Source organism: Streptomyces tendae (genome assembly GCF_008632955.1).
Taxonomy (GTDB): Bacteria; Actinomycetota; Actinomycetes; order Streptomycetales; family Streptomycetaceae; genus Streptomyces.
In genome coordinates, this window is record NZ_CP043959.1 from 101,514 (window position 1) to 117,362 (window position 15,849).

General features: G+C 75.4%; 14 protein-coding genes. 11 read left to right on the plus strand and 3 right to left on the minus strand.

Translation table 11 applies throughout. From position 1 onward, the window contains the following. Nucleotides 1–71: 71 nt before the first annotated feature. The gene (locus tag F3L20_RS00455; protein WP_150150912.1) at nt 72–512 is read right to left on the minus strand and encodes a hypothetical protein; all 441 of its coding nucleotides are present in this window, start codon (nt 510–512) and stop codon (nt 72–74) included. Nucleotides 513–641: 129 nt separating this feature from the next. Here F3L20_RS00455 and F3L20_RS00460 point away from each other — a divergent pair, with 129 nt between their 5' ends. The 5 genes from F3L20_RS00460 (at nt 642) to F3L20_RS00480 (ending at nt 7,503) form a co-directional block, all read left to right on the plus strand. Next, complete coding sequence (locus F3L20_RS00460) at nt 642–1,910, plus strand: PP2C family protein-serine/threonine phosphatase (protein WP_150150915.1); 1,269 nt, start codon at nt 642–644, stop codon at nt 1,908–1,910. 64 nt (nt 1,911–1,974) lie between these two features. Beyond that, complete coding sequence (locus tag F3L20_RS00465) at nt 1,975–3,114, plus strand: hypothetical protein (RefSeq protein ID WP_150150918.1); 1,140 nt, start codon at nt 1,975–1,977, stop codon at nt 3,112–3,114. Between the two features lie 27 nt (nt 3,115–3,141). Beyond that, nucleotides 3,142–3,501, plus strand: coding sequence for a hypothetical protein (locus F3L20_RS00470; RefSeq protein WP_145829348.1), 360 nt, complete (start codon nt 3,142–3,144; stop codon nt 3,499–3,501). A gap of 4 nt (nt 3,502–3,505) precedes the next feature. Beyond that, complete coding sequence (locus F3L20_RS00475; RefSeq protein ID WP_240810806.1) at nt 3,506–6,133, plus strand: substrate-binding domain-containing protein; 2,628 nt, start codon at nt 3,506–3,508, stop codon at nt 6,131–6,133. Further along, nucleotides 6,133–7,503, plus strand: coding sequence for an extracellular solute-binding protein (locus F3L20_RS00480; protein ID WP_150150921.1), 1,371 nt, complete (start codon nt 6,133–6,135; stop codon nt 7,501–7,503). The genes F3L20_RS00475 and F3L20_RS00480 overlap by 1 nt, the downstream gene beginning before the upstream one ends. A 74-nt stretch (nt 7,504–7,577) precedes the next feature. Here F3L20_RS00480 and F3L20_RS33855 read toward each other — a convergent pair whose 3' ends face one another. Beyond that, entirely contained in the window at nt 7,578–7,742 is a 165-nt protein-coding gene (locus tag F3L20_RS33855) for a hypothetical protein (protein WP_167534428.1), read from the minus strand. A gap of 97 nt (nt 7,743–7,839) precedes the next feature. Here F3L20_RS33855 and F3L20_RS00485 point away from each other — a divergent pair, with 97 nt between their 5' ends. The 3 genes from F3L20_RS00485 (at nt 7,840) to F3L20_RS00495 (ending at nt 10,418) form a co-directional block, all read left to right on the plus strand. Beyond that, nucleotides 7,840–9,183: a helix-turn-helix domain-containing protein gene (locus tag F3L20_RS00485; RefSeq protein WP_145829129.1), complete on the plus strand. Its 1,344-nt coding sequence runs from the start codon at nt 7,840–7,842 to the stop codon at nt 9,181–9,183. Nucleotides 9,184–9,347: 164 nt separating this feature from the next. Then, entirely contained in the window at nt 9,348–10,097 is a 750-nt protein-coding gene (locus tag F3L20_RS00490) for a GAF and ANTAR domain-containing protein (protein WP_150150924.1), read from the plus strand. A 45-nt stretch (nt 10,098–10,142) separates the two neighbouring features. Further along, nucleotides 10,143–10,418, plus strand: coding sequence for a hypothetical protein (locus F3L20_RS00495; protein ID WP_150150927.1), 276 nt, complete (start codon nt 10,143–10,145; stop codon nt 10,416–10,418). Nucleotides 10,419–10,460: 42 nt separating this feature from the next. Here the strand turns inward: F3L20_RS00495 and F3L20_RS00500 are convergent, their stop codons facing one another. Next, on the minus strand, nt 10,461–11,282 hold the full coding sequence (locus F3L20_RS00500; RefSeq protein WP_150150930.1) for a hypothetical protein: 822 nt from the start codon (nt 11,280–11,282) through the stop codon (nt 10,461–10,463). A gap of 283 nt (nt 11,283–11,565) precedes the next feature. On the opposite strand from F3L20_RS00500, the gene thrS reads away from it, so the two are divergent. The 3 genes from thrS (at nt 11,566) to F3L20_RS00515 (ending at nt 15,687) form a co-directional block, all read left to right on the plus strand. Beyond that, on the plus strand, nt 11,566–12,816 hold the full coding sequence (gene thrS, locus F3L20_RS00505; RefSeq protein ID WP_276615873.1) for a threonine--tRNA ligase: 1,251 nt from the start codon (nt 11,566–11,568) through the stop codon (nt 12,814–12,816). A gap of 36 nt (nt 12,817–12,852) precedes the next feature. Beyond that, nucleotides 12,853–13,836, plus strand: coding sequence for a nucleoside hydrolase (locus F3L20_RS00510; RefSeq protein WP_150150937.1), 984 nt, complete (start codon nt 12,853–12,855; stop codon nt 13,834–13,836). Nucleotides 13,837–13,983: 147 nt separating this feature from the next. Next, on the plus strand, nt 13,984–15,687 hold the full coding sequence (locus F3L20_RS00515) for a glycoside hydrolase family 13 protein (protein WP_150150940.1): 1,704 nt from the start codon (nt 13,984–13,986) through the stop codon (nt 15,685–15,687). Nucleotides 15,688–15,849 lie beyond the last annotated feature (162 nt).

The window sequence follows — 15,849 nt, forward strand, 5'->3', positions numbered from 1 at the left end:
AGTTCCCCATGCGCCTGAGGGTGCGGGTCGGTGGGGGCTTGTCGCGCAGTTCCCCGCGCCCCTTGGGTGCGTTATTCGCGGGGGTGGCCCTCTGCGTCTTGCTGGGTGTAGTAGCGGTAGAACATGATCAGGAAGACGCCCGCCATGATGCCCACGCCCACCGCGACCGAGCGGTAGATGCTGCCGTTGGACTGGCTGAACAGGAAGCCGACCGCGCAGCCCGCGAAGGCCGCCCAGGCCAGGGCGTGCGCTGCGCGCCGCAGCTTCGGGCCCACCGTGAGCAGGGTGATGAAGAGCGCGGCGAAGACCAGCGCCGTGAGGAAGCCGAACAGCAGGTTCCAGCCGGTGATGGGTCCGCCGTAGCGCCGGTTGGCCGCGGCCCAGAAGCCGTAGACGAGCGCCGTGAGGACGGGCAGGACCACCCGGGCCATCCGGTGGGTGCGGGCGTCGAAGACGTCGGGGGTGCGGGCCTGCTCGATCATGCCCCGGGTCCGGGGTGCCGCATGCGCCATGGGAGCACTCCTCTCTCCACCCCCGTCCCACCAGGGCACACCTGCCGCGCCCGGGCGGCAACTCGGCCGTGCGCGGCGGGCCCGGCCGGAGGGGATGCGGGCGGCACGGCCGCGTGTTTCGCTGGGGCCGTGAGTCCGGCCAGCACAGGACACGCCCTGCCCGACCGGTACCCGGCGGCCGGCCGGGCCGACGTCGTGCAACGGCAGCAGATGCTGCGCGTGCGGGGTCGCAGTGTCGCCTGGCTGCCGCCGCTGCTGCTGCTCCTCGCCATCGCGGTGGCCGACTACAACACCACCGGCGAGTTCCGGATCATCTCCTGGATCGTTCTGGTGCCGGGCATCGCCGCCGCGCTCTGCGGGGTGTGGGGCACGGCTCTGTTCGCGGCGCTGTCCATGGGCACGTACACCCTGGTCGACAACGCCTGGCCGCACCAGTTCCAGGCCGGGCTGCCCGACTTCATCCTGGTCGCCCTGGGCGGTGCCCTCGCCACGCTGGCGTGCGGGGTGCGGGTGCGCGGCGAGCGGCGCGCCCTGCACATGCGGGACGTGACGGACACGGTGCGGCGGACCGTGCTGCGGCCGCTGCCGCCCGGCTGGGGCGGCCTGGAGCACGCCGGGGTGTACCTCACCGCCGACGCCCAGGCCCGGGTCGGCGGCGACTTCTACGACATCCAGCCCGGCCCGCACGGCACCCGGGTGTTCGTCGGGGACGTGCAGGGCAAGGGGCTGGGCGCGGTGGAGACGGCGGCGGTGCTGCTCGGCACGTTCCGGGAGGCCGGTTTCCACGAGAGGGACCTGGCGGCGGTCGCCGACCGGCTGGAGGCGCGGATGGTGCGGCACCGCGCGTACACCACCGCGCTCGGCAGGGCGGACGGCGACCGGTTCGCCACCGCCGTGCTGCTCGACTTCCCCGCGGACGGGACCGACGTCGTGGACGCCGTCGTCTTCGGTCACGAGCCGCCGCTGGCCGTGGGGCCGTCGGGCGTGCGCCACCTGCCGACGGCCGGGGGGCTCCCGCTCGGCTACCGCGACCTCGCGCCGGGACCGCCGGTGGTGCGCCGGGTGCACCTGGGCGCCGACGAGACGCTGCTGCTGGTGACCGACGGGGTGACCGAGGCGCGCGACGTCCACGGGCACTTCTACGCGGTCGCCGACGACGTACGGCGCTCCGTGGCCGCCGACCCGCGGCTCACCGCCCCGGCCCCGCTGGTGATGCTCGTCCGGGACGGGACGGTGCGGCACTGCCGGGGGCACCTGACCGACGACACCACCGTGTTCGCGGTACGCCGCACGCGCGTGACGCGGTCCGGACGCCCGGCGGGCGCCACCGCGCTCCCCACGGGGGCGGACCCCGCGGCGGGGGTCGAACGTCGCGAAGGGGGACGTTCACCGCTGTGACGCCCCCGTTTGCAGCCGCAGCGGTTACGGTGCTGCCGTGGGTGATCGACAGGGGGAGGGGACCATGCCCGGAACCGTGCTGCTGCTGGCGGCCTCGCCGCTGGGCCGTGGACGGCTGGTGGACGCGGCGTCCGTGCTCCCCGTGCTCGCGGCGGTGCCGCCCGCCGTGCTGTCCGGCACGGACACCGCGAACGTCGTGGAACTCGCCGACCCGCTGGAGCCGCAGGCCGTGCTGACCCGGCTGCGGGCGGCCGCCGCCGCGCCCGGTCCGCTCACCGTGTACGCGGCGGGCGAGCTGCGGCTGGACCGCCGGCAGCGGCTGCCGCACCTGGCGCTGGCCCGCACCACCCCGGCCACCGTGCGCTACACGGCGCTGCCCTGGCACTGGTTCCGGGACGAGCTGCGGCTGCGCCCGGCCGGTGCGACGACCCTGTTCCTCGACCTGCACGCGGACGCGGACACCTGGCAGGCGCTGTGCGCGCCGCCCGCGCCGGGCCGGCCGTTCCTGATGGACTGCGGACGGGACGCCGCCGTTTACGGTCGCATCGCACCGCCGCCGTCCCGGCGCGGGGTGGTGGCGCCGTCGTACATGAAGGCGCTGGCGACGGTGCTGCGCAGCGGGCGGCGGCCGGCGGCGGAGGACCTGCACCAGCAGGTCCTGGCCCGGATCGCGCCGGAGAGCGCGGGCACCGACCTGGTGCTGGCGCAGCGCGGTCCGCTGCCGGGCGACCCGCACGCGGCCGTCACCGACGCCGTGCGCGCCGGACGGCACGCCGAGGCGGACGCGCTGGCCGCGCGGCTGGAGCAGGCGGCGGGGTTCGCGCACGGGCCGGTGTCCGAGGAGGCGCTGCACTGGACCGAGGTCCGGGCGGACCTGGCGATGCTGGCGGGGGACGCGGTGCGCAGCTGTCAGGCGTGGATGGCGCTGGCGGGCACCCGCCTGGCCGCCGGGCAGCCGGCCGACGCGCCCGCCGTCGAGGCGGCCGTGGACCGGGCGCACCACCAGTGGGGTCTGGTCGACGACCCGGTGCGGGTGCGTGAGCTGGGGCTGACGCTGGTGGACCTGCGTGGCCGGGTGCCGGGGCGCCGGGACGGGGCCGCGGAGCACGTACGACGCCGGTTGCGCGCGGTGCAGGCGAGCGTCGGGGTGCCGGCCGGGCAGCTGCGTACGGACCCTCCCCAGGGAGCAACAGCGGTGCCATGATGGTGAGTTATGGCTGAGGGGGATGGAGTGGCCGACCAGGACATCTGCATACGGCTGGACGGGACGGCGACCGAGGGCGACATCTCGGCGCTGCGCAACTGGCTGGAACGGGAGAAGCCGCTCGACGACCTGCTGGGGGACGGGCGGGTGCGGATGCGCGTGCGGCCCGCCACCGACGTGGGTGCCGCCGACCGGTCCGGCGCCCCGATGGGGACGAGCACGGAGATCGTCATCGCCGTCACCTCGGCGGGTGCCACGGTGGTGTTCCAGGAGCTGCTGGAGCAGGTCAAGCGGGGTGTGCTGGCCTGGCAGGCGAATCGGCGCCGGGTCGAGAACGGCGAACCGCCGCAGGGCAGAGTCGAACCGGTGAACCGCGACGACAGGTAGGCCGGTGCAGCCTCAGGACGCGGGGGAGTCGATGGACCGGGCGCTGCTGATCGGGGTGTCCGAGTACGACTTCACGGAGCCGCCGGACGGTGTGCCGAACGACCTGCCGGCGGTCCGGCACAACCTGACCGCGCTGCGCGAGGCGCTGGTGCGCGGGCGGGTGTTCGCCGAGCAGGAGATCAGGACGCTGCCGTCGCCGTACCTGGCCGACACGGGGCGGGTGCTGCAGCGGGCCGCCAAGGAGGCCCGCGGGCTGCTGCTGGTCTACTTCGCGGGGCACGGGGCGATCCCCAGCGGGGGCGACGAGCTGTACCTGCAGATGCGCGACGCCCGGGTGATCGCCGGTGAGCACACGGTGTTCTCCGGGGCGGAGAAGTTCGGCGACCTGATGGCGACCGTGCTGGCCACCAGCGCGGCACGCCGGATCGTGGTGGTCCTGGACTGCTGTTTCGCGGGCAACGCCGCCCGGGTGTGGGAGCACTTCGAGGACAAGCGGCGCGTCGCGGTGCTGATGAGCGTGCAGGCCAACCACCGTATCGACGCGGGTGACCGGCACACACCGACGCCGTTCACCGCCGAGCTGGCCGCCCTGCTGGGCGAGGGTGGCGGCATCGAACTGCCGGACCTCCTCGCCGCGCTGAGACGGCGGATGGCCGAGCGCGGCCACCGCACCCTGCGCGAGGACCGCTGGGAGCCGCAGCTGCGCGCCGACGCGGGCCTGAAGGTGCGGCTAGGCAAGGGGGAGGAGCCCCAGGGCGCCCAGCACCCCGACCCCCTCGTGCCCCGCCCCGTTCCGCCCGGTCAGGTTTCCGGCGGGCCGGACCGCCCCCCGCGGCCACCGCGCGGCGGGCGGCCGGCCGTCCTCGCCGCATGGCGCCGGACCCGCGCGGAGCCCCGGGAGCGGCCGGGTCCGGAAGAGCCGCCGCCGGTGCGCCGGCCCGTGCTCCGGTTCGCGCTGCCCGTACTGCTCGCCCTCGGCCTGCTCGGGTTCGGCCTGTACGGTCCGCCGGGCCTGGCCGGCGGCGACGGCACCCACTGCGTCCCGCCCCTGGAACTGCGGGTGCTCACCGACCCGGACCTGGAGCCGACCGTGCGCGCCGCCGCCGACGCCTATCTCACCTCGGAGGGGAACACCACCGACGCCGGCTGCCGGCGCACCGGCGTGACCGTCTACAGCGCCGGGTCCTCCGACGTGGTCGGCGCGCTGCGGGGGCACACGGGCGACTGGCAGGAGCCCCGGGACGACGACGTGAACCCGCAGCGGGACGTCGGCCCCCAGCCGGACGTGTGGATCCCCGCGTCCCGCGCCGACGTCGACCGGGTGCTGGACGAGCAGGACACGGACGCCGTCGCGGCCCTGGAGCGGGAGGCGTCGCCCTTCGCCTACTCCCCCGTCGTACTCGCCGTGCCGCAGCAGATCGCCGTCGACTCCCTGGAGGGACGCACCGCGCAGAGCCTGACCGAGATGGTCCGGGACCTGACCGCGCGCGCCCCGGACGCGGCCGTGCGCCGCCCCGACCCCGAGTTCACCGACTCCGGTCTGCTCGCCACGGTCGGCCTGTACGGCGCCGAGGGACGTGCCGTCGCCCGCGGGGAACGCCTGCTGGACCAGGACGGCCCGCCCTCCCCCACGGCCGGCGAACTGCTGTGCGCGCTGCCCGACGACGACGCCGTGGACGACCGCACCGCCGCCCTGGTCCCGGAGTTCCTGATGCGCAGCGGCGTCGGCTGCGACAGCACCACGCGCAACCGGCGGATGGCCCATTACCCGGACGACGTGCCCGGGATGGAGCCGGTGTTCGTGCGGGTGCGCTGGAGCGGCGGCGACCGCGACGAGGCGGACAGGGACGCGTCGGTGGCCGCCTTCCACGACTGGCTGTCCGGCGAGGGCGGACGCGCCGTGTTCGCCCGGTACGGCTTCCGCTCCGCCGACACCCGGGAGCTGCTGCAGCCGGAGGGCGCCTCCGACCTGGGCATGATGTACGCGCCCGCCCCGCTCGACGAGTCGGCGGGCCGGGACGCGATGGACCGGGCGCTGCGCGACTACCAGGCGTACGGCGGGCCGGGCCGGGTGCTGTTCCTGCTGGACAGCTCCGGTTCGATGGCCGACCTGTGGCAGGGGCCGAGCGGCGGCCCGGGGCTGCTGCGCCAGTCGCTGGGCGGGCTGGGCACGGCGGACGAGTACGGCGTGTGGGCGGTGGCCGACACCGGCGACGGCCCGTACGAGACGCTGCTCGGGTTCGGCACCCACCGGACGCACGACGCCCAGCGCGCCGTCGACACGCGGGCGCGGGTGCGGGACGCCGCCGCCGACCCGCACGCGGCGCTGCTCGCGGCGTTCGAGGAGATGGAACGCCGGGGGAGCGACGGGCGGCCCCAGCTGATCGTGCACATCACCGACGGCGAGCACGGCGAGCGGCTGACCGGCGGCCGGCTGACCGAGGTGCTGGACGGGGCCGGGGCGGGCGGCGTCCCGGTGACCGTGGCGGTCCTCGGCAGCGGGGGCTGCGACACGGGCCGGCCGGACCGCCGGATCGCCGACGCCAGCGGGGGGCGCTGTCTGGACGCGGGGGACGACGTGGGCGCCGCCCTGCACGACGAGATCGCCCGCACGGGAACGGGGGAGGGCTGATGCCGCGACGGTTCGCCGTGCTGCCCGCGCTGCTGCTGCTCCTCGCCGCCTGCACCGGCGGCGGGGACGGGGAACGGCCCCCCGACGCGGCCGTCACCGAGGAGGTGCCCGGCACCATCGTGGTGGCCAGCGGCCGGGACGTCACCGGCACGAACGGCGTGCGGCAGCAGCTCATCGACGCCTGGAACCGGCGCGAGCAGCGGACCGGTTCGCAGTACCGGGCCCGGCTGGTGGAGCTGCCGGGCAGCGCCGACGAGCAGCGCAGCCAGCTGCTGGGCGCCCTGCAGTCCCGCAGCGCCGAGTACGACGTGGTGAACCTGGACGTGACCTGGGTGCCGGAGTTCGCCGAGGCCGGCCTGGTGCGGGCGCTGCCGGACGACGTCGTGGACGAGGACGTCATCGCGTCGGTCGCCGAGACGGCCCGCTGGGACGGGAAGGTCTACGCGGTGCCGTTCAACAGCGACGTCGGCCTGCTCTACTACCGGCGCGACCTGATGCGGCGGGCCGGTGTCGAGGAGCCGTACGTGCCGGAGGGGTTCACCTGGGACCGGCTGCGCGGGCATGTCGAGACCCTGCACGCGAAGCTTCCGGGAGCCTTCGCCAACGGCTGGACCACCCAGCTCGCGGCGTACGAGGGGCGGACGGTCAACGCGGTGGAGGCGTTCGCGTCGGCGGTGCCCGGGCTGGAGCTGGTGGACGGGAAGGGCCGCTACACGGGGGACGTGGAGGAGCTCACCCGGGGGGTGGCGGAGCTGCGCCGCCGCACCGAGCCGGCGTACACGCTGCCGGACGCGGCCGGCTCCGACGAGGCGGCCGCGACCAGCGACTTCGTCAAGGGGCGCACGGTCTTCCTGCGGGCCTGGCCCTCCGCCTACCCGACGCTGTACCAGGTCTTCGGGGACGAGCTCGGGGTGGCCCGGCTGCCCGGGCGGGCGGTGCTCGGCGGGCAGAACCTGGCGGTGTCCCGGACGTCGCAGCGCTCGGGCAAGGCGACCGAGCTGATCCGGTATCTCACCGGGCGGGAGAGCGAACGCTGCCTGCTGGAGGCCGGGTTCGCGGCGACCCGGGACTCCGCCTACGACGGTCTGGTGCGCTGTCCCCCGGCGGTCTCCGCCGTGCCCTCGCCGTCGCCGACGGGGGAGGGCGCCGACGGGGCGCCGCGCCGGGACGGGGGCCGTCCCGGTTTCGCCGACGAGATGCTGAGGGACGCCCTGAGCGAGGCCGTGCACCGGCCGAGGACGCCGCTGTACGGCGCGTTCACCCAGACGTTCATCACGGAACTCGGTCCGCTCTTCGGTGAGGGCCCGCCCGGCGACGAGGAGCTGGCGCGGCGGCTGGACCAGGCGCTGCGCAGGGCCCTGCCCGGCTAGGTGTGCTGTCCGGACAACACACCTACGGCCCGTCCACCAGGCAGTCCCTGGGACCCGTGACGGGTGCCGCCGCCCTAGCGTTCGGCCGCCTCCACCGGCGCGGTGGTGACCTGGTCGGATTCATGGCCGACGGCCTTGGCCGGTCCCACGTTCGCCGCCAGGACCAGCGCCGCGACCGCGGCGAGGGCCGCGACGAGACCTCGGGCGTAACGCTCGGTGGGGCGTGTGCGGTCCAGCACGGCGACCTCGCAACAGCGATGGGTTAAGCGGGTTTAATTCGCGGTTTAACCTAGGGGCTGTCCGAGGCGAACGGCAAGGGGCACTGGGGGAGTTGGCATGGGGGAGCGGGACGAGCCGGGCACCATCGGACGGCGGGTGCAGCGGTTGCGCGTGGCGCGCGGACTGACACAGAAACAGCTGGCCGAGCCGGTGTACACCCCCGCCTACATCTCCACCCTCGAGGCCGGCCGGGTGCGCCCCTCGGACGACGCGCTGCGGCATCTCGCGGAACGGCTGGAGGTCGAGTTCGACGAACTGGCGACCGGGCGCTCGGCGCGGCGGGTGACCGAACTGCGCCTGGGGCTGACCGAGGCGCAGCGCTCGCTCGCGCTCGGTGAGGCGGAGGCCGCGGTGGAGCGGTACACGGCGCTGCTGGCCGAGGCGGACGCCCAGGGGCTGCCCGAGGAACAGGCCGCCGCGCTGCTCGGGCTCGGCGAGTGCGCGCTGGACACCGGCGAACTGGAGTCGGGGCGGCGGTATTTCGAGCGGGCCGAGGAGCGGCTCGCCGAGGCCCCGCTGCCCGCACGGGTGCCGGCGCTGCGCGGCCGTGCCGTCGCGCACTACCTCGCGGGGGAGCTGCGGTACGCGGTCTACCTGCTGGAGACCGCGATCGACGAGCTGAACCGGGGCGGACTGCACGACCCGGACGCACTGCTCCTGCTGTACGCCAGCGTCATCGGGCCGTACATGGACATGGGCGCGCACGCGCGTGCCGCGCAGGCCGCCGAGTTCGCGCTGACGCTCGCCCCGCAGTCGGGTGACCCGGCGCTGGTGGCGCGCATGCACCGGTCAGTGGCCCGCACCCTGCTCGCCGAGGGGCGCCTCGCGGAGGCGGACGCCTCCCTGGCCAAGGCGGCGGAGCTGTACCGGAGGCTACAGCTGCGCACCGAGCTGGCCAACTGCCACTGGATGCGCGGGTACGTGTACGCGCAGAACGGCGACCTTGAGCAGGCCGAGGGGGAGATGCGGGAGGCGCTGCGCATGCTGTCGGCGACCCGCGCGTTCCTGTACAGCAGCCAGCTCACCGTCGAGCTGGCCGACGTGCTGCACCGGCGCGGGCGGTCCGAGGAGGCGGCGGACCTGCTGCGGGACGTGCTCGGCGGGCTCTCCCCCGAGCGGGGCGCGGTGCACGCGGCCGCCGCGCACCGGCTGCTCGGCATCATCGCCGAGGACGCCCGGGACACCGAGCAGGCCGAGGAGCACTACGTCCGCGCGCTCAGCCTGCTGGAACGCGCGGGCGCGGCGGGCGACCTGGCCGACCTGTGCCGCCTCCTGGGCGACCTGCTGCGCCGCACGGGCCGCGTGGAGGCGGCCCTGGACGCGTACCGCACCGGCCTCGGCCACCGCACGGCCCCCGGCACCACCACCCTGGGCCCGGCCCCGGCCCAGCCCCCGGTCTGAGCAGGACTCCGGGCCCGCGGGGACGGGTGGGCTCCGGGCTCCGCCGGTCCGGGAGAGGGGGCCGGACCGGCAGCAACCCCGGTGGGCCGGGACGTGGTGTGTTTCGGGGGCTTCGGGCCGGGTAGTCGGGACGCGTTTCGGCTGATGAGGGGAGGCGGTGCGGCGTGCGGCCCGGGGACGACCCGGGGGGTGGGCAGGACCGGGGTGCCGGTACCGGGGGGTACGCGCGGGCGGTCGGCGCCATCGCCGCGGGACTGCGCGACGCCGAGCCCGCGCAGGTACCCGAACGGCTGTGCGCGGTCGCCGTCGACCTGCTCCCGGTGGACGGCGCGTCCGTGTCGCTGCGCGGCGACAGCATGCCGCTCCAGCTCGCCGCGTCCGGTGCCCGTGCCGCGCGCCTGGCCCAGCTGCAGGCCACCCTGGGTGACGGCCCCTGCCACCACGTCCTGAAGACCGGCGCCCCCGTCCTCGCCCGCGACCTGGCCGACGACGACTGCGCCGACCGCTGGCCGGTCTTCGTGCAGCAGGCACTCGGCACGGGGGTACGCGCCGTGTACGCGCTGCCCCTCGGCTCCACCGCCGTCTGCGTCGGCACCCTCGACCTCTACAGCGGCTCCCCCGGTGTCCTCAGCGCCCACCAGATGCATGTGGCGCTGCTGCTGGCCGGGGTGATGACGGGCGCGCTGATGGACCTGCCGCACGACGCGCGGGACGCCGACAAGGGCTGGCTCAGCGGGCTGGCCGCCGACCACGACCGGGTGCACCAGGCGGTCGGCATGATCATGGCCCAGCTCGGCGTGGGCGCCGACGAGGCCCTCGCCCGGCTGCGCGGTGACGCCTTCGCCCAGGGCGTCACCGTCCTGGAGGCGGCCGTCGACGTCGTCTCCCACCGGCGCCGTTTCGACTCGCGCTGAACCGTCCGGCGACCGGCCGCGCCTTACCGCCTAGGCTGGCTGGTCATGGACACAGCCATTCTCTTCCTCACCTGCGTCGTGATCCTCGGCGTGGCCTCCATCCAGACCCGTCAGGCCAGGTCCGACCGCCGCGTCGCCCGCGTGGAGCGCAAACTCGACCAGGTCATGCGGCACTTGGGCCTGGACGAGGAAATGCCGCGCGAGGACGAGATCCGCGCCCTCGTGCGCGACGGCAAGCAGGTGCAGGCGATCAGGCTGTACCGCGAGGCCACGGGCGCGGACCTGGTGGAGGCCAAGCAGGCCGTCGACCGCCTGAGCTGATCCCTCACGACAGCGACCGACGAAGACTCCCGGCCGTCCGCGTCAGACCCGCAGCCGCCCCTGCCGTGCGACCTCCGCCAGCCGGTCCGCGCCCAGTTGGGCCATCGCCTGGGTGATCTCGGGCCGCACCGCGCCGAGTCCGCCGTTGGTGAGGGTGATCGTGTCCTCACCGACGCGGATCGCCGCGAGGTCCACCGTGAGGCGGGCCGGGGCGCCGTCCGGGGTCTCCCCCGTCATCGTCACCCGCAGGGCGGCCCGGGCGTCACCGGCCTGGTCCGGCAGGGGCAGCTCCGTCACCTCGACGGTCTGCGCGCCGGACCGGACGGTCGTCGCCCGGAAGCTTCCGCACTTCTCCGGCAGCGCGGCGAGCCAGGCCAGTTCGCGCTCGGCATCGTCCGGCCGGCGGGGGCCGATCTGCTCGCGCAGTTGTGCGTCGTCCTCGGTGTCGTCCAGCGTCACCGAGGCGCTGGGACCCGCCGCGGCACCGAACGGCTCCTCCGTGTAGAGGACTTCCAGCAGACGGCCGCAGTCGGCGTCGTCCGTGGTCGCCTTGAGCATGCCGTCGCGCCACAGCGCCGCGCCCCGGCCGGCCGTCCACGGCGGGCCGAGGTCCGCCTCGGTGATCAGCGCCGCCTTCAGCTGGTCCTCGTTCAGCACGGGGGTGGTCCGCCCGGTGCCGGTCACCGCGGACGGCGTCGGCGCCGACGGTGTGGGCGACGGTTCGGCCGGGGGCTCGGACACGCCCTGGGGCAGAGCGCGCGGGACGTCCCGGTCGTGGCCGACGCAGGCCGCCGTGATCAGCAGGGCGGTCACCGACAGGGCGGAGGCGAGGAGGGTGCGGGCGGTGGCCGGGGCACGGGTCATCGGGATGCCTCCTGGGGGAGCCGGGCCGTCCACGGGCGGACGTGCTCCTACGGCACCACCGGGACAGGCCCCCCACCAGCGAGGCGAGCCGTCCGGGTGAGCACGACCGCGGTCCCGCCGGAGCGGTAAACCGGGTGCGGTCACGGCCCGCCCGCTGCTAGCGTCCGCCTCATGCAGCGTGCCCACGTGTCCCTCACGACGACGCCGGAGAGTGTCCCGGCGCGCTGACAGCTGACCACTGACGAAGCCCCGGGGCGAGTGCCCCGGGGCTTCGTCGCGCGTGGTGCTCGCCTCCCGACCTGAGGAGGGCGCCGTGCGCGACCACCGACGCCTCGGCCGTGAACTCGGCCTGTTCGACACCGACCCGCTGATGGGCGCGGGCCTGCCCTACTGGCTCCCGGACGGCGCCGTCGTGCGCCACACCCTGGAGGAGTACGTCCGCGAGGCGGAACGCGCGGCCGGCTACCGGCACGTCTGCTCACCGGTGCTGGGCAAACGCGAGCTGTACGAGATCTCCGGCCACTGGGACCACTACCGCGACGACATGTTCCCGCCGATGGAGCTGGGCGCGGAGCAGATGCTGCTGCGCCCCAGCCTCTGCCCCCACCACGCCCTGATCTACCGCTCCCGCGCCCGCAGCTACCGCGAACTGCCGCTGCGCCTGGCCGAGCTGGGCGGGATGTACCGCTCCGAGCCGTCCGGCGTCCTCGGCGGACTGACCCGGGTACGGGCCATCCAGCTCAACGACGCGCACATCTTCTGCACCCCCGGCCAGGCCGCCGAGGAGGCCGCAGGCGCCCTCGCGCTGATCTCCCGCGCCTACACCGACCTGGGCATCCGCGCCTCCCGGCACCGGCTCTCGCTGCCGGGCGGCGGGGGGAAGTACGTCGCCGACCCGGCCCTGTGGCGGCGGGCCACCGCCCTGCTGCGCGAGGTGCTGGACGCGTCCGGCGTGGAGTACGAGGCCGTCGAGGGCGAGGCGGCCTTCTACGGCCCGAAGATCGACGTGCAGATCACCGACCCGGCGGGCCGCGAGTCCACCCTGTCCACCGTGCAGATCGATTTCCACCAGCCGGAGAGGTTCGGCCTGCGCCACATCGGCCCGGACGGCGCCCGGCACCGTCCGGTCATGGTGCACCGCAGCGTCATCGGCAGCGTGGAACGCGCCGTCGCCCATCTGCTGGAGGAGCACGGCGGCGCCTTCCCGCCGTGGCTGGCTCCGGTGCAGCTGGTGGTGCTGCCGGTGGGCGAGGACCAGGAGGAGCACGCCCACGCCGTCGTACGGCAGGCCGCGGAACTCGGTCTGCGGGCGGAGGTCGCCGGTCCCCGGGAGGGCAGCCTCGGCGCCCGGATCCGGCGGGCCCGGCTGGTGCCGTACCAGGCGGTGCTCGGGGCGTGGGAGGCCGAGGACGGTCTGCTCGCCCTGCGCCTGCGGGACGGGCGGCGGCCCGGCGTGCTGCCGGTGGCGGACGTCCTGGGGCGGATCGGGGCGCGGGTGCGCGGACGGGGGGCCGCGCTCTGGGAGCCCGCGTAAGGTCGACGGGCAGCCCGCCCTCGAGAGGAGCCCCTCGTGAGCAACGGCCGGCCCGTCCCGGTGATCATCGACTGCGACACCGGGGTCGACGACGCCCTCGCCCTGCTGTTCGCCGTGCGCCACCCCGGGATCGACCTGCGGGCCGTCACCTGCGTGGCCGGGAACACGGACGTGGACGGCGTCGTGCGCAACACGCTGACCGTGCTGGAGCGGGCGGGCGGGCCGGACGTCCCGGTGGCGCGGGGCGCCGAGCGCCCGCTGATCGAGGCGCCGCGCTCCGCCCGCCACGTCCACGGCGACGACGGCATGGGTGACCTGGGCCTGCCCGCCCCGAGCCGGGTCCCGGCCGGCGTGGACGCGGTGACACTGCTGCGGCGCGAGATCCTCGCCTCGCCGCGTCCGGTCACCCTCGTGCCCACCGCGCCGCTCACCAACATCGCCCTGCTGCTGCGGACCCACCCCGAGGTCACCCGCAACATCGCGCGGATCGTGTTCATGGGCGGCGCGGCGGCCCTGGGGAACGCCACCCCGGTGGCCGAGTTCAACGTCTGGCACGACCCGGAGGCCGCCGCGATCATGCTCACCGCGGGGGTGCCGATCACCATGTACGGGCTGGACGTGTTCACCCGGGTCGTCGTCCCCGGCGCCGACGTGCGGCGGCTGCGCGCCAGTGCCGAACCCGGGGCGCGGCTGGCCGGTGACCTGCTCGCGCACCGCCCCGCCCACCCGGGCAGCCGCCCGGACGACCCGGCCGAGGACTCCGGCGGTCTCGGGGACGCGGGCGCGCTGTGCGCGGTGGCCGACCCCGAGGGGCTGACCACCCACCGCCTGCCGGTCGAGGTGTCCCTCGCGCCTGGCCCGGCGCGCGGCCAGACCGTCGTCGACCGGCGCCCGCGCCCCGGCGAGTCCGAGCTGCACGAAGGCACCCGCGAGCAGCCGCTGGTGGACGTCGGCCTGGACGTGGATGTCGAGCGTTACGTGAAGCTGTACCTCACCACGGTCGAACATCCTGTGCCGTAGTCGGACGCCCGTTCGACCCGTGTGCGCCGGGCGAACGTGTGGTCCGCCACACCCGGGGGGAATGGCACCCCGATACCGGTGCGTTCACTTTTACGGTGTTCTGGTCAGTTTCTCCACAGGTACCCGCACACCCAGAGGAGACCCCGCGTGACCGACCGTCCCACCGCGCCCGAGCCCCGGCCGCCGCACCCCGCTCCCGACGCCACGCCCGACCTCTCCTCCCGTGACCCCGACTGGTGGCGGCAGGCCGTCGTCTACCAGATCTACCCCCGCAGCTTCGCCGACGCCGACGGTGACGGCCTCGGTGACCTGCGCGGCATCACCCGCCGCCTGACGCACCTCGCGGCGCTGGGCGTGGACGCCCTGTGGCTGAGCCCCTTCTACCCGTCCGAGCTGGCCGACGGCGGCTACGACGTCGCCGACCCGCGTGACGTCGACCCGCGCCTCGGCACCCTCGACGACTTCGACGCGCTGGTCGGCGAGGCCCACCGGCTGGGCCTGAAGGTGATCGTCGACATCGTCCCGAACCACACCTCCCACCAGCACGTCTGGTTCCAGGAGGCGCTGCGCGCCGGACCCGGCTCCCCGGCCCGCGACCGGTACGTCTTCCGGGACGGCCGGGGTGAGCACGGCGAGCTGCCGCCCACCGACTGGCAGTCCGTCTTCGGCGGCAGCGCCTGGCAGCGGGTGCCCGACGGGCAGTGGTACCTGCACCTGTTCGCGGCCGAGCAGCCCGACCTCAACTGGGACCACCAGGACGTCCGCGAGGACTTCCGCACCACCTTGCGCTTCTGGTCCGACCGGGGCGTGGACGGCTTCCGCATCGACGTGGCGCACGCCCTCACCAAGGACCTCGAGGAGCCGCTGCGCGACCTCGGCGACCACGCGGCGGGCGGCGAGGCCGCCCTCGCGGACTTCGCGCCCGGCACGCACCCCTTCTACGACCGCGACGAGGTGCACGAGATCTACCGTGACTGGCGGAAGATCTTCGACACGTACACCCCGCCGCGCACGGCCGTCGCCGAGGCGTGGGTGCCCGGCGCCCGGCGGGCCCTGTACGCCCGCCCGGACGAGCTCGGCCAGGCTTTCAACTTCGAGTACCTCGAGGCCGCGTGGGACGCGGACGAGCTGCGCCAGGTGATCACCGAGTCGCTGGCAACCGCGCAGGCGGCCGGCGCCTCGGCGACCTGGGTGCTGTCCAACCACGACGTGGTCCGGCACGCCTCCCGCCTGATGCTGCCGCCGGGCACGGACGAGAACGCCTGGCTGCTGTCCGGCGGCCACGCCCCCGCCGTCGACCTGGAGGCGGGACTGCGCCGGGCCCGCGCCGCCACCCTGCTGATGCTGGCGCTGCCCGGCTCGGCGTACGTCTACCAGGGCGAGGAACTCGGCCTGCCCGAGGTCGCCGACCTGCCCACGGAGGTGCTCCAGGACCCGATCTGGGAACAGACCGGCCGCGTCCGCAAGGGCCGCGACGGCTGCCGGGTCCCGCTGCCGTGGACGACGACCGGCCCGTCGTACGGCTTCGGCGCGGGCGGTGCCTGGCTGCCGCAGCCGGCGTCCTTCGCGGAGTACGCGGTGGAGGCGCAGGACGGCGTGGCGGGCTCGACCCTGGAGCTCTACCGCACGGCCCTGCGGCTGCGGCGCAAGCTGCTCGACGGCGAGACGCTGACCTGGACGGAGGGCACTCCGGCGGGGGTGCTCCAGTTCGACCGCGGCGACGGCTGGCGCTGCGTGACGAACCTGTCCGCCGAGCCGGTCTCCCTTCCGGCCGGCGAGGTCGTCCTCACCAGCGCCCCCTTGCGGGACGGCCGTCTGGCCCCGGACACCACGGCCTGGCTGACCCGCTGACGCGCCCCTGAAAACCGGAAGCGCGCCGCTCCCGCCCGTGTGGGCGGGAGCGGCGCGCTTCCGGTGCCGCCGCATCTCGTGGACGGGATCGGTGGACGCCACCCGGACGGGGGTCCAGGGCGGGCGGGATGGGGCGACCGCCGTCAGAGTCGGCCGCAGGTG